This is a genomic window from Enterococcus sp. JNUCC 77 (assembly GCF_054819945.1).
Genome location: NZ_JBTHIG010000004.1, coordinates 1 through 22,251 on the forward strand (window position 1 = coordinate 1; position 22,251 = coordinate 22,251).

The following is a 22,251-nucleotide window of genomic DNA, read 5'->3' on the forward strand; positions in this document are numbered from 1 at the left end:
ATGCAAATTGTATCTGGAGAGTATTACAAACCAAAGAAAGATGAAGAAAATCAAAAACTAATATACCAAGCTATCGATATATTACAACCTGAAGAAGATGGAAAAAATATAGACGGTATAGACTATTCGGATTATCATTCCTTTTTAATTGCTGATTTACTACAATTTGATACTAGAAAAATTTTTTCAATGAAATACTTAAATACAACAACACTAGAGTTGAAAATAGCATCAGAATTTGAAAAACAAGCCTATAATTCGGCGGAAATATTAATCGATTATCAAGAAATGAATATATTATGATATAGTTCAGTGCTAAACGGATCAACTTTTTCCGCAGATTTTAAAGAAGAAAAGTTTAAGTACCACAAATCATTATCTGCATTTTGAATCCATAATAAAGGAAGAGTAGTATAGACTCTATACGTTGTTTCGTTTTTGTTAATAAAGGCGTCATAAATCTCTGTAAATTCAGTTTCTATAAATTCTTTAGAAACGAGCAAAGAAGGATAATACTTTGTTTGATCATCTTGAGGATAATAACGATGACTCTTAAAGGACAATCTCAGTACATGTATATTTTTTGTTTCATTTAAAAAGGCATTACCATAGTAAATGTAGGGATAATTTTGATTTTGTAACTCTTCAGCAAAAATATTTTTTGATATATGTCTAAACATATCCTTTATAGGAATAGTTCTATCTGGATTTTGTTTATTTAGAGGAAAATCTTTATCAAATTTGTAGGCTTCTACATGGTCTTGAAGGGTTTTCAGATGGGAATTAACTGACCTTTTTTTCTATTTTTAAGTGTTCGTCCTCCTTTTTTAGAAGTACTAGAATCATTAGATTCTTCAACTTTATTTGTAGAAGTTGTGGAAGAACTATTTTTTGGTTCAAATCCATGTGAAATTGAAAGGTCAGAAATTATTTTACCGGTTTTCATATGTTTAAATCGTGAAGAGGTAGAAGCTTTATCTAACTCTTCAGGGCTATTGGGATGATACTTACAAGACTCAATATGTTTATTAATTGCGATACTTTGATTTACAAAAGTGGGGCTGTTTAAACTATTTTTGCTGATAGATCGGCATGTTATTGGGGCAATACAATCTTTAGTTGGACAAAGAAAATTCCGGTTATTAGTAATAATGTTTTTCTCGTATAATTTTTGAGCAGTCAAAGGAGTTATAGCAGTGTGGTTATGTAGTTCTGGATGATCACTAAGAAATTGTTTCGCAGCATTGTCTGTAGGTATTGCTGAAGTAATTAAATTTGGCATAAGCTAAGCCACCTTTCATTTATTTTTTCTTATTTTATCATGATTTTCAGAAGGAGGTGATTTTGTGATACAACAAAGTGCTGTAAGATTGAGGAAATTTACAGTAATTTCTGTAAGAAATGTATTTTCTTTCCTACTCAGTCCTCTTTTTTATGTCTTGCGACAGGTATTACATGGATTTTATTACCTGAATCATAGGACGGATTATCAGAATTTTAAAGATAGATTTGAAAATGACTTCGGAAATTCAGATCGAAAACGTGTAGATAAACGATGGTGGAAGATTACTCTCCTTTCGTTAATTTATACGTTTTTTCTTTTATCGCTAGGTATTTTGTTAAAAACTATTTTTGTGAATGTTTTGAAATTTTTCGGAAGTATTTCGTTAAGTACATTGAATCATTTAGAAAGTTCTGTAAGTAATTTACTCTTTGATCAGAAATTTCATTGGTACCAATTACTGGATATCACTTACGTACTAAATCAATGGAAAGAGATTCTAAGTTTCGGTACGAAAAATTTCGAATCGTTAGGGGCTATCTTTGGATCAATGTATTTTCTTATGATTATTATTGGTGCTTGGCGGTTCTTTATCAGGAACAAAGTAGTTTTTGGAAAACAAGAAATTAATAAGCGACAATTAGGGACAGATAGATTTGCCACCATTAATGAGTTACTGAATGACTACAAAGTAGTACCAGATTCTACTTATTCATTTAAAGGATACGGTGGTACCATTATCACGCATTTACCTTGGTATCAAGTAGCTTTCTGTAGAGGTGTTCTGACACCAGTTACCTTCGAAGAGCGTTGGTTAGCTATAAAATATCGTAAGGAATGTAAAGGTTGGTACTTAATTGACGATACAAATTCCTCAACAAGCATAATTGGTATGACAAGAGCTGGTAAAGGTGAAAAATATATCATACCTGAAATCGACTTATTTTCTAGGGCATTGCTTCAGTCTAGTTTAATTATTCATGATATGAAACGTGAATTAGCAGATTATACGGCTGAAACATTGAAGGATAGAGGTTATGATGTACATTTCGTAAATGTCATGCGTCTTGAAAAAAGTGCTTCTTACAATCCTCTATATCGTACACAAGACTTTTTATTTAGAAGAAATTTGGATAAAGCACAAAAGGATATCTACTCTTTGGCATTTAGTATTTACGAGGAAGCCAACTTTCATGGTGATCGATTTTTCATTGAATCACCTCAATCTTTACTGAGTAGCATTATTCTTCTAATGGCTTTTGAGATTATTCGGGTTACGCCAGATAGTCGCGAAGAATTAGAAAAATTAACTTTGTACAATGCTGTTGATATTTTAAATAGTTTGGGTGGGTCAGACGTCCAGATTAAAGGGACGAACAAGACAACTCATGAACTAAATCTAGCCTTTGAAAAAATGCGTGGTGAAAATTTAGATGAATACTCCTATTTATCTGATTATGATAAATCCTTTTTAGAGGAATTAAGAGAATTAGCTTTTATAAATTATGGGGCTTCTAAGTTTGCTTCTGAAAATTCACAAGGGAACATATTCAGTTCAACAGCTACTAAATTAAAAATCTACTTACAAAAAGACGTTGCTTTAATGACGTCAAGAAATGATATTGATTTAAGTAGCATTGCATTTCCTCGTATGTTTTCTATGCAAATGAAAGACCGGTCAAAGTATTTTGGAAAATTTATCGTGAAGTTCATTTCTAAAGAAGGGGAGTTATTAGAAACCTTATTGGTGGAAACAGATAAAACAGGCTATGCGAGAGTACCTTATGAGCATAATCTACCAGAGGAAGGGAAAATTATTATAAGTAGTGAACAATTGTCTGCGGAAGAAAATAGAGAAACTTTTTCATTTAAAGTAAACTTTATTCAATCCAATGGCGTACCGAAAACCAATTCGATTACTGGTCAAAAAGAAGTAAAAGATGTGGTAGTGAAATCATTACTAGGTCAATCAGATTTAGAAATTGAAATAAAAGATTCTATCAAACCAGTTGCTTTATTTTTAATTAGTCCAGACTACGACAAATCTTATAATCAGATTCTATCGTTTATCATTAACCAAGCATATACGGAAATGGCTGATTTATGTTTTAAGGTTCCTGAAGGAAAGACCCATACGAGGGTTCAAATGCTATTAGACGAGTTTGGAAACCTACCAGCAATACCCGATATGGATAATAAAGCCACTGTTGCATTAGGAAAAAATATTCTTTTTACATTTGCTGTACAGGAAGTTTTGCAGTATGTGAAAACTTATGGGGAGGAAACAGCTGAAGCCATTCAAAATAGTTGTTCTAATACGGTTTATCTATTGTCTCCTTCTGATACAACTGCTAAAAAGATTTCTGGAAAACTTGGTACTAGAACAATTAAAGGACTCTCTACGTCAAATGACGAGCGACTGGTTACGCCTGATAATAAGACGCACAACGCAACAGTAAATAATAGTCAACAAAGTCTATTAGGGCAGTCTTTATTAACAACTACGCAACTAATGGGTTTAGTTGAAGGGGAAGCCGTCATATTGCGTGCCAATAAGCAGTTTGATAAAAAGCAACGGAGAGCGAAAAAACACCCAATTTTTGATACTTTAAGCAATAGCTTACCTAGTAGTTACATTTTTTTAAAAGGGCCAAATAAAACGTTTGAACGGACAAACACAGAATTCAATTCCTCAATAAGCGAACATATGAGTATCGAACTTAGGAAAAATAAAGTAAAAATAAATGTTTGGAAGAAAAATGATCAAACGGATATCCAAGAAGAGCAAAACAAAGATGTGTTTGTTAACTTTTATAGGTTTTGGAAAAAAGAAATTGATGATTTAGCAGCCTTATTGAGTAACGAAAAGGATAAAGAATATGAAGGTGAGGATATGACCTATGTAGAAATGAAAGAAGCCATCACTATTTTAAATGATACAGATAGTATTAAAGCTGTTTTTTCTGAAGAAAATTCACTAGATCAATTTATTGACGGACTAAAAAAATACGAGCAGGAGGAACTCAAGAAAGCAAGGGAACATTTAAATGAAAAAATACATGAACAGTAAGCAGTCTCTATTCATAGAGACGCTTTTTTTGTAAGGGAGGGAAAAGATGTTAATTCTTGATATGAATAATCCTGATATCTTACATTTGTTAAATAATTATCGGGACTACACTTGGATTACCAATCCAATTATCGGCTTTTTCTTCACATTATTAGGATTGGTAGTAAAGGGACTCTACAGTGTATCGTCAGCGTTAGAGGAAATCTTTAATAAGATATTCCTAGTCTTCGGATTTATGGGGGATAGTGGGTTATTCAGTGGCTTACACAAGGTTTTCCTAGTAATCGGTGGCGTTTGTTTATTAGGCTCCATTTTGTATTTTGGTTATATGGCAGTCTTAGGTTATAAAGTAGACATAAAAAATGTTATAAGAAACGTTGTTCTAACTGTAGTTATCTTTGGTTTAATACCGGCACTGACAAGTTCCGTTGGAACCATAGTGGGGGATGCAAACCGACAAATTCAAGCAGCTCCTTCTTCTAATAGCGAAGCGATAGCTAGCGCCCAGGATAAGATGTCTTTACAACCTTTAAAAGCCAATATACATGATTTCTTATGGCTTCAGTCAAAAGGATTTCCTGATTGGGATGATTCACCAGAACATATCACTTTAACAGATAAAAAAGTGAGTCAATTAAATTTTGGAGAGCTCATACCTAATGATAATAAATGGTATGATAACTTTCTGAATTTTTCGGTAGGAAGTGAGGAAAAAGACAAATTATTCCAATACGAAGGCAGTGAAGATGTCACTGGAGATAATGAGGAATTTACCGAGTATCACAAAATACCTAAAGCCTATCTTTTAAAAGGATTAGAAAATGGTTGGATGCGGTATAAAGTATTTTATATTCCGTTATTACTCCAACAAATTCTACTAATTTGTTTGTTTGCTTTTACATTTTTAAAACTCGTAAAACTCGCTACAGAAATGGTTATTATACAACAGTTTGTACCTGTTATTGCCTTTTCAGATATTCATGACGGTAGCAAGATAAAAGCAACTTTTCAGACAATCATTAATTCCTTTATTGTCATGATCTTATTATGCGCTAATTTAAGAATCTTTTTGATTATCTCACAAGCAGTAAATGTTTATCTCAGTAGTACAGGAGGCAGTCAGAATTTAAAGAATCTAACGTATACGTTCTTTCAAATAGGTATCTTCTTGGCTGTTGTGTCTGGTGTAGGTGTCGTTGAACGAATCTTTGGTATTTCTACCAATATGAAGAGTGAAGCTTTAGGTGCTGGTATAGGCGTAGCGGCAGGTGTCAATCTTGTTAGATCTCTGGCTGGTAATGTGGGAGAGTTGGGACAAAAATTATTAGGGGGTAAATCACAAGAGGATGGATCTTCTAATAACACCAACAATAATAACTCAGATAATCCTAACTTAAACGAGAATGATAACGACAATACTAATAACAAAAATGAAGAGAATAATCAAACAGATAATAATCACAATGAAGATCATAATAATGTAGAAGATGAGGGAGATAAGGCAGACAACAACTTAGATAACCCAAATCTTAATACTGAAGGAGACGGAGATAATCTAGACAATCCAAATCTAAACGCTGATGATGAATTATCTAAAGACATTAATAACTTAGATAATCCAAACTTAACTTCTGATGAAGATCAAGGTGAAGGAGTAGACAATTTGGATAATCCGAATCTATCACCTGAAGATGAAAACGATAATGAATCCGACAATAAAAATCTTGATGATTCAAATAAAGACGATAATATCGAGAATCCGAATTTAGGTGAAGAAGAAAATATGGAACCTGACGGTATTTATCGTAAAAATCTTCATAATAGCAATAATGATAACCTTTCGGGAGAAGAGAATCAGTCTGAAAATCTTGATCAAGAGAATACAGAAGGCGACACTCCTACTCAGAAAAAAACTACTAGGAGCAGAATAAACCATTCTTCTCATAGAAGTTCTAAAGGTATGAAAAATATTATGGGAGACGCTATGATTCGTAACCAAGCCCTAGATGATGAGGGACAAACCAAAGGGAAACCATTGAATGAAGAGCCGAAAGAGTATTAAGAATGGAGGATAGCCTATGTATGGTGTGGTAAAAAATTTAAGATCAGATATTAGAGTTGTCGCGTTCATTTACGTTCAAGATGTCGCGGTGGCTTTTTTTGTTTTAGCGATTTACATGCTGTATCGACGGTATTTTTATTTTTCAGTACCGTTGCACATTGCGTTTGTCGTGTTTCTGCTGTCAATTTGTGTGTTTTTAATCAGTCGGCCATTCAACAATCCAAATAAGCGAAATTACCAACTGATTTTAATTTTAATGAATAGCTACGTACAACGACACATTTATTCAATATAGAAAAGGGGATTAAACCATGGATAACCAATCAAACAACGAGAAACAAAAACATCAAAAAAAGGCCATTATATTTGCAGTAGCAGCTGTTGCTTTAATTGGGGGTGGCTTGTATTCAGCCAGTATTCTAACGCCACCTAAAACAACAACTACACAAAGTAGTGTTGAAGCCCCCAAGACAAATAAGAAGTCGTCTGCTATTGATAGAGTCAAGAAAGCGCAAAAAGATACGTCAAAAGGTGAAGATGAAAAAGAAAGTACCGATAGCCCATTGAAAACACTAGATACATTAAACGATAAAATTTCTTTGGATAAAATTTTAGATAAAGATAATTCAACATTGAAGAAAACTCAGAAAATGGCGGATTCTATATCTGATTCGACAGGTAAAATTGCAAACTCAATTCAAGATAAATTGAATAAAAAAGAGGAAGGTAAAAAACCTGAAACAGATGATAAAGGTAATGAGAAACCCATACCAAACCCAGAACCTGTTCCTGATCCAAAGCCGAACCCGATTCCAGACCCTAAGCCAAATCCTGATCCGATTCCTGATCCAAAACCGAATCCTAAGCCTGAACCTGAACCAACACCAAGTGTTGATGAATTGATTGCAAAATCAAAAGAAGAGTTGAAGACTGTCACTGATAAAGCCAATCAATTGAATGAACAATTAGCTGAAATTCAATCGGAGTTGAATAATTTGCAGTCAATCGACACCACAACTCAGGAAAAAGGTGATTTGGCTGAGGAACAGTGGGAAACAGTTGAAAGTCTAGTTGCGGAATATCAAAGTATTTCCTCTGAGTTAAAAGCTTTGATTGAGGAAGACGGCACGATTTTAGATACAAATAAAGACTTATATCAGTCCACCTATGACCGTTTAAGTAACAAAGTAAATGAATTGAAGGATGCGCAACAACAGGCTAGTGAAACGACTGATACTATGAACAAAAATGTAATTAAAGCTGAAAATACGCTTAATCATTTAGCGGAAACACAAACTGGTTATCAAAATGCACAGCAAGGTGTTTCTGAAGCGAATAGCAACACCAACAAAGCGGTAAATAACGCTGAAAAAAATTCAGCTGTTGCCAATGCTGTTCAAGGAGAAGTAACACAAGCCAATGAAGCAACAAATAATTTAAATGCAACTAACCTGGCAGTGGGAGATCAATTGAATACGATTGATTCTACAAATAGCCAAGCGGCTGTTGATACTGCAAAAGAGACTGCAAATACAGTTAATGAGCAAGCCGTGACTCAGAATACAGCTGTCAACGAAGCCGTAAATGAGTTTAGTAATTTTCCAACTCCTGAACCTGTAACTACGCCAGAAGTTCCGGTAGTAACTCCTGGAACAGATACTCAAGCTTTGGCACCTGCTTCTGAAGGCGCTCCTGGAAGTAGCACGATTTTTGAAGGATAGAAGGGGGGCAACACAATATGAAAGAAAGTATACCCTATAGAGAAGTTTCGGAAAAAGACAAAAGTAAGTATTTAATTGAGGAGAAATGCTTTGATATAGTAGTTACTATCTTTATTTCTTCATTTATTTTATTTCTCGTTTACTGGATTCATTTATCCGTATCGATAACCTGGGTTACTAATTCTTTGATTGTACTTTCTACTTTGATTTCAGTAATAACCTTGTATGTATTGGTTGCTACTATTAGGAAAAAGTATGTTTTTAAAGAGGGTTATCTAATTCGTTTGAAGATTAGATTAACAAAAAAGCAATATTTGAAAGATAAAATCAAATTTTTACGTTGTAGTAAGAAATTTTGGTTTATTCAAATCACCAATTTATTTTTTATCTTAGAAAGTATCAGTAAATACATTCTAAAGACTTTTCTTTGTGGTTTGTTCTATTCCTTAATAGGATGGATGGTTCTTATCTTTTATACAGATGGGAAAATTAATCTGGGAAATGAAAGTGACTATCTTTTAATACTACAAAGTGTTGGTATGGTTGGATTTACCATTTTATTACTGGGAATGATTGGTGTATTTGTAGTAAGGAGAAAATGGAATTGTAAATTAACCAATGCTTCTCAACAAATCATTGCCCTATTTATATTGCTTCAGTTTTCTTCAATCAAACAATTTTTAACATTTGTAGACACCAAATTGGTGTCTACATTTTTATTTATTTTGCTCAGCTATTTAGTGTTAAAAGGATTTTTTAATCTTCTCATTAGGAAAATTAAGAAAGATGCTTTTAAAGAAAAAAATATAGAAAAAATATTCAGTACTTTAAAAAATGAAATAGTTCCAATATACGATTTTGAAGAATCACAAGCATTTTGTACGATCAAACCTGATGAAGAATGGATACATTTCATTGAAATTCAGGAAATCAATAAAAATCAACTATTTTATTCAATGGGAGAAGGTCATGGTTTAGAAGGTTTAATCATGAATCAACAATCCATATTCTCACAAGTAGAAATAGTATACAAAATTAAATATTCACCTATTACCATTGATTTTAATTCTGGTAATAGAATCATTTCAGAAGCTGTGTCTGCTACTCAAGTGAATGTTTTGATTGATGACAGAAAAGAAGGTGGCTCTAATTGACTACAGAAAGTTTAGATTCACTAGAAAAAGAATTAAAGAAAATCAATCAAGAAGTATTGGGGAAAATACCTCTTACTGAATACAACACAACAAAAAAAATTGAAGTTCCAGAATTAATATGGGACAAAAAAATCAATTTTGAAGCTTTTGTAGCTACATGTGAAAAGAAGTCGCCTTACAGGAATGTTCAATATGAACATTTGATTGATCCATACGCTGATGTTGATTCTGGTGTTAAAGAAATAGAAGAAGATCAGCCTGAATTAGAAGAAGATTACTATGAGGACTATTAAGGCAGGTGATTCATTGAAATATCTTGAAAAATATGCCATTTGTTTGAATGACAAATTAAAAAATCAGCCGATCGAAGTATTTTGTAGAGACAATGAAATTGAAATGGTCCTGGAATACTTGCAACTACGAAAAAAAAGCAATCCTTTACTGATTGGTGAAGCTGGTGTCGGAAAGACAGCAGTAGTGGAAGGAGTCGTTCAAAGGATAATCAATGGCCAAGTTCCTAAACAATTAGAAGATATCCTAGTCTTTTCATTGGAGGTTAGTTCTCTTATGTCAAAAGAAAGTTCTCCAGAATTCTTATTGAAAGAAATAATGAAAGAGCTTAACGAAGTGAACGGCATTTTATTCATAGATGAAATTCATACTATTGTGAATACCACTGATCAGTCAGGTGGTTTGGATTTGTCAAACGCCTTGAAACCTGCACTCTCCAGAGGAGAGATTAAAGTAATTGGTGCTACCACCATTGAAGAATATTATCTTTATTTGGTAAAAGATCGTGCTTTAACAAGAAGGTTTAACAAGATAAATGTAAGAGAGCTAACGATACTGGAGACAATCGATGTGTTATCTCAAGTGAGTAGGCTATATGAAGAACATTATAATATTAATATCGCAAAAGAGTTATTAGGAATTTGCTGTCTGTATGCAGAGCGGTTTATTCATAATAATCAATTTCCTGACAAAGCCCTTGATGTACTAGATGAAGCTTGTAGTATCAGCAATTTCAAGGGACATAGAGATTTATCTGAAGAGAGCATTCAGATGGCCATTAAGCAGCGCACAAATATTACCGTCGATAACTTAGATAGCCAGGAGAGTATACAGCGTTTGCTCCATTTATACGATTACTTAAAGAAACGTATCAAAGGACAAGACAATATTTTAAGGGACGTCAGCGATAAGATTACGCAGTCTAAAATGGGTTTAGGTAAGTCCAACAAACCTGTCGCAAGCTTTATGTTTCTAGGTACTACGGGGGTCGGTAAAACTGAATTAGCTAAAGCATTAAAGGACTATCTATTTCCAGAATCAGAAAAAGGAATGTTTCGTTTTGATATGAGTGAATTCAGTGATCCTAATACTGCTTTGAAGAAATTAATAGGCTCTAGTGAGTCAGACGGTATATTAATTAAGCGTATTAGAGAGAATCCTTATTGTATTTTGTTGTTTGATGAAATTGAAAAGGCGAAGTTAGAAGACGTCTACAATACTTTTCTGCAAATTTTAGACGAAGGTCGGCTGACGGATCGATTCGGAAGGGAAGTTCGGTTTAATCATTGCATTATTATCTTTACAACTAATTTAGGCGCTAAATTCATTATCGATCAAATGGATTACTCCTCTATAGACAGTACAAGAGGTCGTTTAAATTTTAGTGCTGAGCAAGAGAGTAGAGAGCGAATTTTCAATAAAAAAATTGAAAATGAGTTAAGAACAGTATTTAAGCCGGAATTATTAAATCGAATCGATCAGAAATTAGTCTTCAATATCTTAGACAATGAATCTATTGAAGACATTATCCAATTGCAACTACAACCACTGAAGGAAAAAGTGGAAAAAGAACACATTAAATTGACGATTGACCAGGATAAAATTATTCCGTTTCTTATTCGTGTTGGTTTTGATAAAGAAAATGGTGCTAGACCGATTGAAAGAGCGATTACTAGGTATATTCAATTTCCTTTGGCGGAATTGTTGCTGAAAAATCGAATCAACGAGAGAAAAATAGCGGAAGTTCTATTAACGACCAAAGGCATACCACCTTCTCTGAATGACCGATACGGTAATGAAGAAGTCAGGATAAGAGTGAGTTATACCACATAAAAGATTGGAGAGAGATCATGAAATTAGAAATTGATACAAAAAAAATTCTTGAAAAAGCTTTAGCTGAAAAGAATCAAAATTATAAGGATTGGGAGAAACAAACGATAGAAAAGAACTTAGGGCGTGTATTTGACGCTAAATCTTCCATAAGAAAGCAAGTTGACGCCATCATTCTTCAAGAAGCAAGTGAAGGTATCGTTAAGAATTATCTGAAAAAACAAGGAATCGAAATTTAAAATAAGGGAGAATTGAGAATGAATAATATCGTAAATAATGTTACTAATTGGGGTTTTGCTAGAATCAGTGAGATTGGTTTTGCTAAAGAAATCTTATCAGAAAATAAATTTGGAAGAGTTGGTTTGGGCATTCTAAGGGTTGCTGACTTTGAAAGTGGCACAATTCAAACGGTTACTGAAATCACTAATACGGTAAAAAATATTGGCTTAGGTATTGCTGTCCTTTGTTTTGTGTTAGCAGGTATCGGAATTATGCTGGGGGGAGCTTTACAGCAACATGGTAAAAAATTACTGATTGGTGGGATTATTGGCATTGTAATTCTAGTTATGTCAGTATCTATCCGAGATTACGTCCAATCAAAAGCGTCAGAGTAAAAGAAGACTTTTTAGTCTTCTTTTTTTAATTCAAGGGAGGTGCTGACAATCGCACTATTTACAAAAAAAGAAAAAGTGATCAATCCAGATAAAGTCATTTCAGTTGCAAAAAAGAATAAAACTTTGTCCTATTTATCCTATAAAAGAATCATTGATGGCACCAATATTGTCGAACATGAGGGGTTTTATTCTTCCTGGTACAACGTAAGAGGGAAAGGTTTGAAAATGTTAACTCGTGGACAGACAGAGAAGCTACTGGAAGGGTTTGAATCCTTCTTAAAAAAATATGTTGGGGACTTGAAGGTAATCATTTCCCAGTATCCTTTAGAAACGTACCTTCAGGAGCAGTATTGGCAGAAAAAAGCATTAAAAAGTAATAATCCTCAATCAAAACAACTACAATTTCAAAAAGCCGATCAGTTAAAGAAATTTTCAAAGAATCGCTCCACTCAGGAATATACAATTGCCATATTTGGCGAGACTGAGGAAGAAATTTATTACAATCAAGAAGTTTTAAGGAATACGACACGTAGTTGTCTGGATATTGCCCCATTTAGTGAAGAAAAAATCGAAGATTTATTCTATTTTCTAAATAACCAAAATTCTAATATTTTCAATATATCCAAAAAAGATCGTGATAAAAAATATGATATCGACAAACTATCTAAAAAGGAACAACGTTTATTAGAAGAAGCTGGCTATGATTTGCCATTTATCAAGCGCACGCAACCGCAAGGGAATATGAAGTTTAATAACTCTTATGTAGAAATAGGGGGTAGTTGTCAGAATTGTTTAACCTTCTATGACTATCCTACAAGTGATTTACAAGCATTCTGGTTTATTCCCCTGGTGTCTAATAAAAACACGATTAGTATGCTAGATATCAGTACAGCCGACAAAAATAAAGTATTAAACTTGTTAAAACGTTCCACTGGAGAACAAATTTCACGAGTGAATCCTAAAGCTTCTCCTATTGAACAAAAAGAAGCAATATTTAATTATCAAACGCAAGATAAGTTAATGAATGAAGTGATTGTAAATCGTGTCATTGCCAAAATGTTTAAATTGCGTATTTATGTCCATGAAAATTCTCAAGAGGAATTGGAGATTACTAATCGTAAAATCAAACAAGACTTAAATGGTAGAGGATTCAAAGCAACGAATTTTCTGCTGGGAGAACAGCTATATGAGTTTCAATCTTTGTTTTTACCAATGTCAGAACAAAGTAAATTAGCGAATAAACGGCATGGCCAACATATTGCTTCAGATGATTTAGCAGGAGGATACTTGTTTAATCATATGGCTTTACAAGACCCAACAGGAAGCATTATGGGTGTTACTGCGACTAACGGTGCTTTTCTTCTTGATATTAATCATAGAAATGACCGTAGAACAAGAAGCACAATGCTTGTCTCAGGAAATGCCGGTATGGGTAAAAGTACCTTTTCAAAAAAAGTGACTGATGATAATGCTTGTCGAGAAAATTTTACCAGGGTATTTAGTGTCAATGATGAATATAACTTATTGACTGAGTATCATAATGGAAAAATTATCAATATGGATGGTTCCCAAGGTGCAATTAATATTTTTGAAATCTTTCCAACAACAACCTTAGCTGACGGAGTAGAAATTGATGAAATTGCCTCTTTTAACTCCCATATCAATAAACTTGATAGTATTTTTCAACTGAAACAAAATGGTGTGACTCCTGAAACACTAACCTTACATGCAGAACTACTGACTGACTTTTATATTGAAGACCAAGGTATGTGGTTTAAAAATCCTCAGAGGCATAAAGAGGAGATTAAGGTAACAGGATTACCAACAACTCAATATCCATTGTTAGAAGAATGGATCATTTATTTAAAATCTAAAATGCGTACGTTTATTGCTGAAGGCTATACCTCCACTCGTATTGACCAACTGACGAGCATTATTTCTACTTATAATCTGATGTTGACGCAAGAAGGAAGTATCTTTAATCAATACACAAGCATTGAAAACTTTGAACAAATTAAATTCGTAAATTTTGATTTTAGTAGTTTAAAAGCAGCGTCACAAAATACCTTTAATGCTCAATTATTTAACGTGCTATTTCTTGTGAATGCTCATGCCGTTAACAATGGGAAAAAACAACGGCAATTATTGAGAAGCCACATGATCACTCCAGACGACTTTGAAAGATATTTATTGGTAATGGACGAAGGTCAGAATTTCTTAAAATCTGATTATCCTCAATCAGCTATAGTTATCTCAACAATCATGGAGGAAATGCGGAAGTATTATGCAGGAATAGTTATTAATTTACCTTCTATTCAAACCATTTTACCGACAGAATTAGAGGCAAGTAATCCTAAGTATTTAGAAGCATTAAGAAAGATATTTGGTCTATTACAATATCGTGTATTTTTTCAAACAGACAGTAGTGCCATTGACACATTGAGTAAAACATTGAAAAACTCCCTTACTATAGAGGAACTAAATATTTTACCGCGTTTAGCTAAAACGGAATGCCTGTTTAACATTAATGGCGATCAAAATATTCAACTTCGTGTCATGGCTTCAAATGAAGAGTTGATACGATTTGATGGTGGTGAATAGCCTTTGTTAAAAAAGATATTCAAGAATAAGCTCGTCTTAATAGGTATCGCTATTACAAGTCTTATGATTGTAGTCATGATGGTTATCAGTATGTTGATGGCTATATTTATGGCTACAAATGCCAATGATTGTTCACCTGTTAGTGAGTCTGGCTCTGTGTCTAATGTCGATGATTCTGCTGTTCCTACTTCAGTAGAGGCTTTTGTTCAATCTCATAAAGAAGCTTATATCCTTTCTTGGAAAGCCGGTGGTTTTTTACCATCGGCTTCTATTGCGCAAACAATGGTAGAGAATGGATTTAATTTTACCAATCCTTCAGGAACTTCCTTATGGCAGGCTCATAATATGGGGGGCGTAAAGACTTCTAGTAAGTCAAACTTCCCTATCACATTATCCACCTTTGGAGACGACGCTGTAGATATTACAGGAACTAAACCAGGAACAAACGTTGGTGATAATACAGGCGGTGCCTATACATGGTTTAAAGACTATAACGCTGGCATTGTAGGTAAAGCGGAATTTATGGCACACCAGACGCTTTATACTGGTGCCATTAATAATACGGATGGCATAGGGACTTTAACTGCCATATACAAAGGTGGTTGGGCGACTGATCCTACATACCTGGTTAAATTACAAAATGCCTATCAAAATTTAGGGACTAAATTTCAGTGGCTAGATCAAGAAGCGATTGCGCAACATGGAACAGCACCTTATGACGGTGCAGGTTCAGCAAGCGGAAGTATTCCTAGTAATTCAGATAGTGAATCAGAAAGCATGGATTCTTCAAAACGAGCTGAAATTGTCGAACTTGCCGAAAGTCGTTTGGGTATTCCTTATGTATGGGGTGGTCGAAATTGGGATAGCGGTATGGATTGTTCTGGTTTAACTATGCTTGTTTATAAGAAAGTCGGCATTGAAATTCCTGCTACTTCTGAAACGCAATCATCAGCTGCTACACGAGTGTCAAAAGAAGACGTTCAACGAGGAGATTTAGTTTTTTGGGGTGAGCCTGGTCGATCTTCCCATGTAGCAATTTATGTAGGAGACAATCAGATGATTGAAGAACCACAACCTGGAGAAGTTTGTCAAAAAGTCCCTCTAAGAGGGGATTATTGGTTTGGTACATTTGAGGGACTAGGTTCAGATGATTCTTCTAGTAAAGACGACGCTTGCGAAGTAAGCGAAACAAATACCAGCGGTCAAGTTGTAGGTGAAAATTCAGCACCGACACTTTCAGTGCCAGATGAGTATGAAGGAAAATTAACATTGCCTACTCCTGATAATAAAAATTATGCAGGAAATAATTATCCAATGGGACAGTGTACATGGGGCGCTTTTAACCGCATGGCACAAATTGGTCGTCCGATTGAGTGGTTTTCTGGAGACGGAGGAAATGGTGGTTCTTGGGGTGCTTCAGCACGAGCAAGAGGCTATACCGTCATTAAAGGGAAGCCTGAAGTTGGTTGGGCAGCTAGTTTCTATGGTGGGCTTGCAGGTTCTACACCACCGTATGGTCACATTGCGGTTGTGGAATACGTCAATGAAGACGGTAGTATTTTAATTAGTGAAACCAATGTTGTGAGTCCTGGATCAGGTACACGCTCATGGCGGGTAATTAACAGCGCAACCGTTAAAGAAGTTGAGTTTATTCAAGGAGGGAAGTAATGTTGAAAAAATTATCTACAGTCCAATTAGTCGGTATTTTGTTAATAGGAGCGATTATTTGGTTATCTGTTTCACTCTATAACCAACAAAAAAAGCTATCTGTTACTACTGAAAAGTATCAAGTTGAGGTGAAAAATTTGAAAGACAAAAATACTGAAGCAACGAATAGAGTCAGTGAATTGTCGGAACAATATGACCGACTGTATGCAGAAAAAAATGGTACAGCGAACGAGCAACTCCTTTCTGCTTCAAAAAAATTGTTTTCAGCAGTCTACAATTACGACACCAGCGATGAGAAACAAAGTGTGGCTAGTCGGAAAAATGAAGCAAGTGCTATTACAAGTGAAGGAGCTTTAGAAGCTTTATTTCCAAAAGACGCTGACACGATTGCTTATTCTGTAACGACTGTTTCAACATTGGATAGTAATCCTGAATGCTACTTAATGTCGTCAGATGATAGCAATTTAAAAGCATTAGTAGTTATAAAAAATACGATTAGCATTGCAGACAGTGAAAATCTTAGTGACTCATATATCTATCGTGTTGTGTTTGATACAACTCGAAATCAGTTTGTAGAAATTACTAGTCTAGGAAATGTAAAACTATAAAAAAGGAGATTCAACTTTGAGTAGAAATGGATACGTTATTGTAGAAGCTCTTTTAGTGACAATAACATTAGGTTATATAGTTCAACTATGTAGATACAATCTGGTACTGTTTAACATGCGAAACGAACTGGGTATCCTAACTAAAGGTGCTATGGCATTTGTTTCTCAAGATCAATTAGTTCTACAAATTGTTGCGGGGGGCTTTATTCTTGTAACGTTACCTTTGTATTCTAAGTCTTGTTCTCGATCAGACGAGTTAAACGATTACCATAAATTAGTTGTTGCTGTGATCAACAGTATTTTATTACTTATTTTCGGGATACTTTATTCGAAAGTTTTTGCTGCAATGTTAGCTGCGTTTCTTTTAAGGGTAGGTGTATAAAAGATTAAACTAAATAAAAAAAATATTTTCGTTTTAAGTCTGTTGTCATTACTCTTTGTAGTGACAGCAGGCATTCAATCTGTCTCTAGTATTGAAAAAAGTAGGCATTATTTAAGTTCTGATGAACTCAATCAAGCCAAAACAATTGTCTTTTACAAAGATGATTGTCCTGACTGTCAAAAAGTAATGCCGAAAAAAATATTCGTTAATTTCTTCAAAAGAGATAGCGTATTTGTCAATTTAAACAATAAGGAAAATAGACAATACATTGCACTATATAACTTAAAAGAAGTACCAACAGTTGTTACTAACTCAGATTAGGAGGTATCTATGTATCAAGATAAAGAAAAGAAACTAAGCCAAGTAGCAAATAAAATATCTTCAAATCTAAAAGGTAGGAGTCAATTTAAGTATTTTTTCTTTTTGATTTATGTATTCCTTGGTTTCCTATTTTTTTATGGCAGTTACAAAATCAATGAAAAAAATATTTTCTATTACCCTCAATATAAATTAAATCAAAAGTTTGATGTGACTAGTAATGTCTCAATGTATTTAAGAGAGGTGAACTATTCAGAAGACAGCAACAAACTGTATCTTTCTTTTGAAGATAGACGTACCACTGAAAACATTCAACAAAGAGATAGCTACCCAGTTACTTATCGCGCAAAAATTATTCAAGGGCAACTACTAAATACAGTGAGCTATTCTACAGTTTCCAATGGATTCATTGTAGAGGTACAAAACGTGCCAAAGGATTTTAAAACAATAAAACTGAGTTTAGTGTTAAATGATTTTGATCAAACTGATTCTTATAATAGAGATCAAGCACCCTTTTTCTACGTTAATAATGAAGAATCATTTAGAAAAGAACAAAATTTTGTCTCTTCAAAAAATGAAACGAAGGACTTAATTTCTCTATCAGAACAGTTTGAATCGTCATTAATTGCTGTGAAGAAGAAAGAAATTGAAAATAAACAGAAGAAAATTACTGAACTACATGAAAAAATTTCTGACTATCAACAAACAAAAGAGTTGCCTATGAATGAAAAAGAGGAACGAACAGTTACTCAAATTGATTCACAAATCGAAGATTTAGAAACCCAAGTGCAGGAAGCAAAAGATGCTATTAAACATAAGGAAAAGAAAATTAAGTCGTATGAAGATAATATTTCTGATACTGAAAAAATAAAATCGACAATAACAAAGTTACGATTCACTTACGATATTGAAAAGGAAAAAGCAGAAAAATAATCTACTTTTTCTTTTTTTTTTATTCAATTTTTGCTTGTGAATTCAACTGAAATGTCGTCTTTTTCTAATGGAAACACAATGTGATTTAACAAATTTTCAATGGAAACACAATGGAAACAAAACGCTGTAACTCTTGCTATTATTGTTTTTTGCCGTTTCGAGTCTCCATTGAAAATACAATGGAGTATATTCAATTAGTTTTTCAATGCAATTGTATAAACAAATGCTTTAATAACAAGGTTAAAGCCCATTAAGAAAGCTATTTTTAAAAGTTTGTGAATTTTAGTCTGTGACTATTAGAAAACCCTAGCACTGCTAGGGTCAAACATAGCTCATAGCTATTTTTGACTAGTTTTCCTTATGCTCTTGCATTACACAACAATCTATCTAGGAGGAAAATTCATTGGCCGAAGACAAAATAAACATATATAAGAGGAATCAAAAATATTTATTCAACGAAGATATTCAAAGAAAAATAACTGCGGAGATCAACAATCAGATACCAAATTTGGTAAAAGAATTATTGGAAGAAGAAGAGTATGTGCCGGAACAAATTAGAATTACCACTAACAAACTTCCAAAATCAATCAGAAAAGAAATAGCTACTAGAAAAAGAAATCAATCCTCAAGTTCGTATCCCAATATTTTAATAGATATTATCGACGAAAGTTTTACTAGTAATGAGACTAATTTAACAAAAAAAATTCAAGATATTATTGAGAATGAAAGTGCCACACAATTGTATTATCTAAAAGAAACCTTAGCTCAATTAGATGAATTTTTATTAAGTTTGAAAGTAGCAAATGATTTAGATTAAGGAGAGGTGTAACTATTGAAAAAAACATACAGTATCTATATTGATGATATTTTAATAAAAAAATTAAAGAAGGAAAATCCTAATTTTAAAATGAGTAAGTTAATTGAACTTAGTATCGTTCATTATTTAGAATCTCAACAAAATTCAGATTCTAAAAGTAAACTATCCTTTGAAATGAGTGCTACATACGAACAAGTTAAAACTTTAACTGCTGAAAATGAAAGTCTGAAAGAAACATTGAAGACCCTGGGGAAAAATATCAATAGTCAAGAAAAACTTTTGATTAAACAAAATGAAAGAATGGAAGAAATTTTTAACTATCAAAATGAAGATGCGCAACAAAATTATGATTCATTAATTGAGCAGTTTAGGAATTTTGCTCGTATCAATAATAATTTTAATGAAAAGGAACTGTATTACTTAAATTATTTAATCTTGCCTTTATATAAAGAAATATCTACTTATGAAGATATGCCTAATTATAGTTTGACTGACATCTATGCTTCTGAAGACCCTCTAATTGCTATAGGTGCGCGGATTAAAAATGAAATGGCTAAGGACAAAGAGAATAGAAGGAAAGCAAAAAATATTTAGATTTATTTGAAATCAAAGGAGATGAAATTGAATGGCTGCGTCGTCACCGGCAATTATTATTAAAGCTCACGGATCATCTAGTGTCAGAGGATTTTCAAATTACATTACAAGGGAAGAGGCAATTAAGCAAGAAAAAGAAGAAATAGAAAAATTCTTCAATTATGCTTCTAATGAAGTAAAAACGAAAGAAAATGGCATTTTTAATAAAGATTCAATCGGACTTGATGAAAAGCAAAAAAAATATTTCGTAAATAAAGCGGCACAATTTCTTACTCATGATCAAGAAAATAGAAAGTACATGTATAAAGATGTTATATCTTTCGATAATCAATATTTGAAGGAAAAAAATCTTATCAATTCTTCTGGAGGAGTAGATGTAAATAAGCTAAGTAAAATTGTACAGTCAAGCTATAACGATCATTCAAAGCGTCTAGGTATGTCTGAAGACTACCAAATGTTGGGGGCAATTCATTTGAATACAGATAATGTCCATGTCCATATAGGAATCGTAGATAAGAATATAAATACTAAGTATACTCGTCCTGAAAGATCATTAAGAGAGTTAAAAAGTAAAACAATTTCAGGTATTGAGAAAGAAAATAGAATTAATCTACAAAAAAATATCGATCGTAATCGACAAATTTTGAAAAAAGAGATTTCTAAAGGAATTTCTTTAAAACCTAATCCTCAAAAGGAATTGTTGCAACTAATTAAAGAGTCTTTACCTGAAGATAAAAGATTGCACCGTATGAAATCCAATGCTAAAAGTATGGCCATTCCAAAGCAACTCGTTAAAAGATATATCGACAAGGAATTACAAAAGAATTACCCTGAAGAATTTAAGCAATTAAAATCTGACTTAGAAAAACAACAAAAATACAATGAACGCCTGTATGGTCATAGCAAGTCCAATAATTCTTATGAAAACAAATTAGATCGGTTCTATCAAGAAACTGGCAATAAAATTTTTAAAGACTTGGCTAATGAAAGAGACAAAGAAAAAGGTTCGGAAAAGAATAGAAGTGAAAAAATTCCCAATTCAAAAGAATACAATCGCGATCCAAAACAACACTCTCAGCAAAAAAAAGAATTGATAAATGAAAAGAGTCCTTCCTCAAAAGAAAGTTCTCATGTTAAAAATGGCTTTGCAAATCTACTAAAGGCTGTTTCAAAATCAAAAGTTGGTACTCATGCACCTGAAGCCAAAAAACAAAAAACAATTGAACAAATTCATGATAGGGACAGATAGGTACCCTTTTCAACTCATGATATAATTAAATTAATTATATAAATTCAAGATTGGTAGGAGGAATAGATATGCCAAAAATATTTTCAAATTACTTTACGACGCAAAAACTTGTTAGAATAAAATATCTTGCAAAGAAATGGACACTACTTTGTATTATCTTTTTTGTACTATATCGGTTTGTCTTTTATGATTTATTTGTAATGACAGGTATACAAGAATTCTTTGATTGGATTGCAGCTAATCCAATACAAAATATAGTAACTTTATTTGTTGTCTATTTACTAATCAAATTCATTTCAAAAATATGGTGGGTAGGATTATGACATTTAAAAAAATTGCCAAAACCTTAATAGACTATCTCTTTTTTTTATTTAGTTATTTTCTCTTGTCAAAATCATTGGTTTTAGTTTTTTTGTTATTAGGTAAAGTCAGCAAATATAACCTGGGAATTTTTATCTTTGGTACAGTCTTCTCAGTCATTCTATTAGGTGTCTTCATTTATTTCTTTAGGCGTTTAAATCTGTTAAAGGAAATAGAAGGCAAAAAAATACCCATACAAAAGAGGGGATTGTGTATATTAGTATCATTTGGGCTACTAATTGCAGTCTCTTTTTTATTGTCGCTCATTTCTTCAGCTCCAGGAGATCAAACCAATTCTCTAATCAATATCCTTGATACAAATAGAAGCATGTTTATTTTTTATATCATTAGAACAGTATTCATTGTGCCTATCTATGAAGAAGTTCTATTCCGTGGTGTTTTACTTTGCCTGGAGAAACAAATAATGAATAAATTAAAAATAGAAGGCAAAAAAAAATACAGCTTACTGGTAAGCTGCATTCTAGTAAACTCTGTTGTGTTTGCTTATCTACACCATTCTAATTCGATCATTTCATTTTGTATTTTTCTGGTCTTTGGTGTCATTAGTTCGTGTCTATTCTTGTACACTAAAGATTTGAAGACCAATATTATTTTGCACCAGCTGAATAATCTATTTGCAATATTTTGCTAAAATTAATTAAGATTATTAGAAAATTTTGATTGTGTAGTTTCCATA

General features: G+C 33.1%; 22 protein-coding genes. 21 read left to right on the forward strand and 1 reads right to left on the reverse strand.

The genetic code is table 11. From position 1 onward, the window contains the following. On the forward strand, positions 1-303 hold a 303-nt coding region (locus tag ACVWNY_RS18550), incomplete at its 5' end, for a hypothetical protein (protein WP_454072508.1). A 469-nt stretch (positions 304-772) separates the two neighbouring features. Here ACVWNY_RS18550 and ACVWNY_RS18555 read toward each other — a convergent pair. Then, a complete protein-coding gene (locus ACVWNY_RS18555) occupies positions 773-1,282 on the reverse strand; it encodes a hypothetical protein (protein WP_454072509.1) in 510 nt (169 codons plus the stop codon). A gap of 64 nt (positions 1,283-1,346) precedes the next feature. Here ACVWNY_RS18555 and ACVWNY_RS18560 point away from each other — a divergent pair, with 64 nt between their 5' ends. From ACVWNY_RS18560 to ACVWNY_RS18655, 20 genes are all read left to right on the forward strand, one after another. Next, the gene (locus ACVWNY_RS18560) at positions 1,347-4,352 is read left to right on the forward strand and encodes a VirD4-like conjugal transfer protein, CD1115 family (protein WP_461211765.1); all 3,006 of its coding nucleotides are present in this window, start codon (positions 1,347-1,349) and stop codon (positions 4,350-4,352) included. 46 nt (positions 4,353-4,398) lie between these two features. Further along, positions 4,399-6,414: a pLS20_p028 family conjugation system transmembrane protein gene (locus tag ACVWNY_RS18565; RefSeq protein ID WP_454072511.1), complete on the forward strand. Its 2,016-nt coding sequence runs from the start codon at positions 4,399-4,401 to the stop codon at positions 6,412-6,414. Positions 6,415-6,430: 16 nt separating this feature from the next. After that, positions 6,431-6,709: a DUF5592 family protein gene (locus ACVWNY_RS18570; RefSeq protein WP_454072512.1), complete on the forward strand. Its 279-nt coding sequence runs from the start codon at positions 6,431-6,433 to the stop codon at positions 6,707-6,709. 16 nt (positions 6,710-6,725) lie between these two features. After that, entirely contained in the window at positions 6,726-8,135 is a 1,410-nt protein-coding gene (locus ACVWNY_RS18575; protein ID WP_454072513.1) for a hypothetical protein, read from the forward strand. A 17-nt stretch (positions 8,136-8,152) separates the two neighbouring features. Beyond that, positions 8,153-9,289: a hypothetical protein gene (locus ACVWNY_RS18580; protein WP_454072514.1), complete on the forward strand. Its 1,137-nt coding sequence runs from the start codon at positions 8,153-8,155 to the stop codon at positions 9,287-9,289. Further along, positions 9,286-9,582 (forward strand): hypothetical protein, encoded by a 297-nt coding sequence (locus ACVWNY_RS18585; RefSeq protein ID WP_454072515.1) that lies wholly within the window; start codon positions 9,286-9,288, stop codon positions 9,580-9,582. Before ACVWNY_RS18580 ends, ACVWNY_RS18585 begins: the two co-directional genes overlap by 4 nt. A 13-nt stretch (positions 9,583-9,595) precedes the next feature. Further along, positions 9,596-11,413, forward strand: coding sequence for an AAA family ATPase (locus ACVWNY_RS18590; RefSeq protein WP_454072516.1), 1,818 nt, complete (start codon positions 9,596-9,598; stop codon positions 11,411-11,413). Between the two features lie 17 nt (positions 11,414-11,430). Then, positions 11,431-11,649, forward strand: a complete 219-nt coding sequence (locus tag ACVWNY_RS18595) for a hypothetical protein (protein WP_454072517.1) — start codon at positions 11,431-11,433, stop codon at positions 11,647-11,649. Between the two features lie 18 nt (positions 11,650-11,667). After that, positions 11,668-12,024 carry a hypothetical protein gene (locus ACVWNY_RS18600; RefSeq protein WP_454072518.1) on the forward strand — a complete coding sequence of 119 codons (357 nt, stop codon included), beginning with the start codon at positions 11,668-11,670 and terminating at the stop codon, positions 12,022-12,024. 39 nt (positions 12,025-12,063) lie between these two features. After that, positions 12,064-14,625 (forward strand): TraC-like domain-containing protein, encoded by a 2,562-nt coding sequence (locus ACVWNY_RS18605; protein WP_454072519.1) that lies wholly within the window; start codon positions 12,064-12,066, stop codon positions 14,623-14,625. 63 nt (positions 14,626-14,688) lie between these two features. Then, positions 14,689-16,293 (forward strand): NlpC/P60 family protein, encoded by a 1,605-nt coding sequence (locus ACVWNY_RS18610; protein ID WP_454072520.1) that lies wholly within the window; start codon positions 14,689-14,691, stop codon positions 16,291-16,293. Next, a complete protein-coding gene (locus ACVWNY_RS18615; protein ID WP_454072521.1) occupies positions 16,293-16,901 on the forward strand; it encodes a hypothetical protein in 609 nt (202 codons plus the stop codon). The genes ACVWNY_RS18610 and ACVWNY_RS18615 overlap by 1 nt, the downstream gene beginning before the upstream one ends. A gap of 16 nt (positions 16,902-16,917) precedes the next feature. After that, positions 16,918-17,283, forward strand: coding sequence for a hypothetical protein (locus ACVWNY_RS18620; RefSeq protein ID WP_461211766.1), 366 nt, complete (start codon positions 16,918-16,920; stop codon positions 17,281-17,283). A 42-nt stretch (positions 17,284-17,325) separates the two neighbouring features. Further along, positions 17,326-17,604, forward strand: a complete 279-nt coding sequence (locus ACVWNY_RS18625; RefSeq protein WP_461211767.1) for a thioredoxin domain-containing protein — start codon at positions 17,326-17,328, stop codon at positions 17,602-17,604. 9 nt (positions 17,605-17,613) lie between these two features. Next, positions 17,614-18,534, forward strand: a complete 921-nt coding sequence (locus ACVWNY_RS18630; RefSeq protein WP_454072524.1) for a hypothetical protein — start codon at positions 17,614-17,616, stop codon at positions 18,532-18,534. 403 nt (positions 18,535-18,937) lie between these two features. Further along, the gene (locus ACVWNY_RS18635; protein ID WP_454072525.1) at positions 18,938-19,351 is read left to right on the forward strand and encodes a hypothetical protein; all 414 of its coding nucleotides are present in this window, start codon (positions 18,938-18,940) and stop codon (positions 19,349-19,351) included. 15 nt (positions 19,352-19,366) lie between these two features. Then, positions 19,367-19,945, forward strand: coding sequence for a hypothetical protein (locus ACVWNY_RS18640; protein ID WP_454072526.1), 579 nt, complete (start codon positions 19,367-19,369; stop codon positions 19,943-19,945). Between the two features lie 31 nt (positions 19,946-19,976). Further along, positions 19,977-21,194: a relaxase MobL gene (mobL, locus tag ACVWNY_RS18645; RefSeq protein ID WP_454072527.1), complete on the forward strand. Its 1,218-nt coding sequence runs from the start codon at positions 19,977-19,979 to the stop codon at positions 21,192-21,194. Between the two features lie 68 nt (positions 21,195-21,262). Beyond that, entirely contained in the window at positions 21,263-21,517 is a 255-nt protein-coding gene (locus ACVWNY_RS18650) for a hypothetical protein (protein ID WP_454072528.1), read from the forward strand. Next, the gene (locus ACVWNY_RS18655) at positions 21,514-22,206 is read left to right on the forward strand and encodes a CPBP family intramembrane glutamic endopeptidase (protein WP_454072529.1); all 693 of its coding nucleotides are present in this window, start codon (positions 21,514-21,516) and stop codon (positions 22,204-22,206) included. Before ACVWNY_RS18650 ends, ACVWNY_RS18655 begins: the two co-directional genes overlap by 4 nt. The last annotated feature ends 45 nt before the right edge of the window (positions 22,207-22,251 follow it).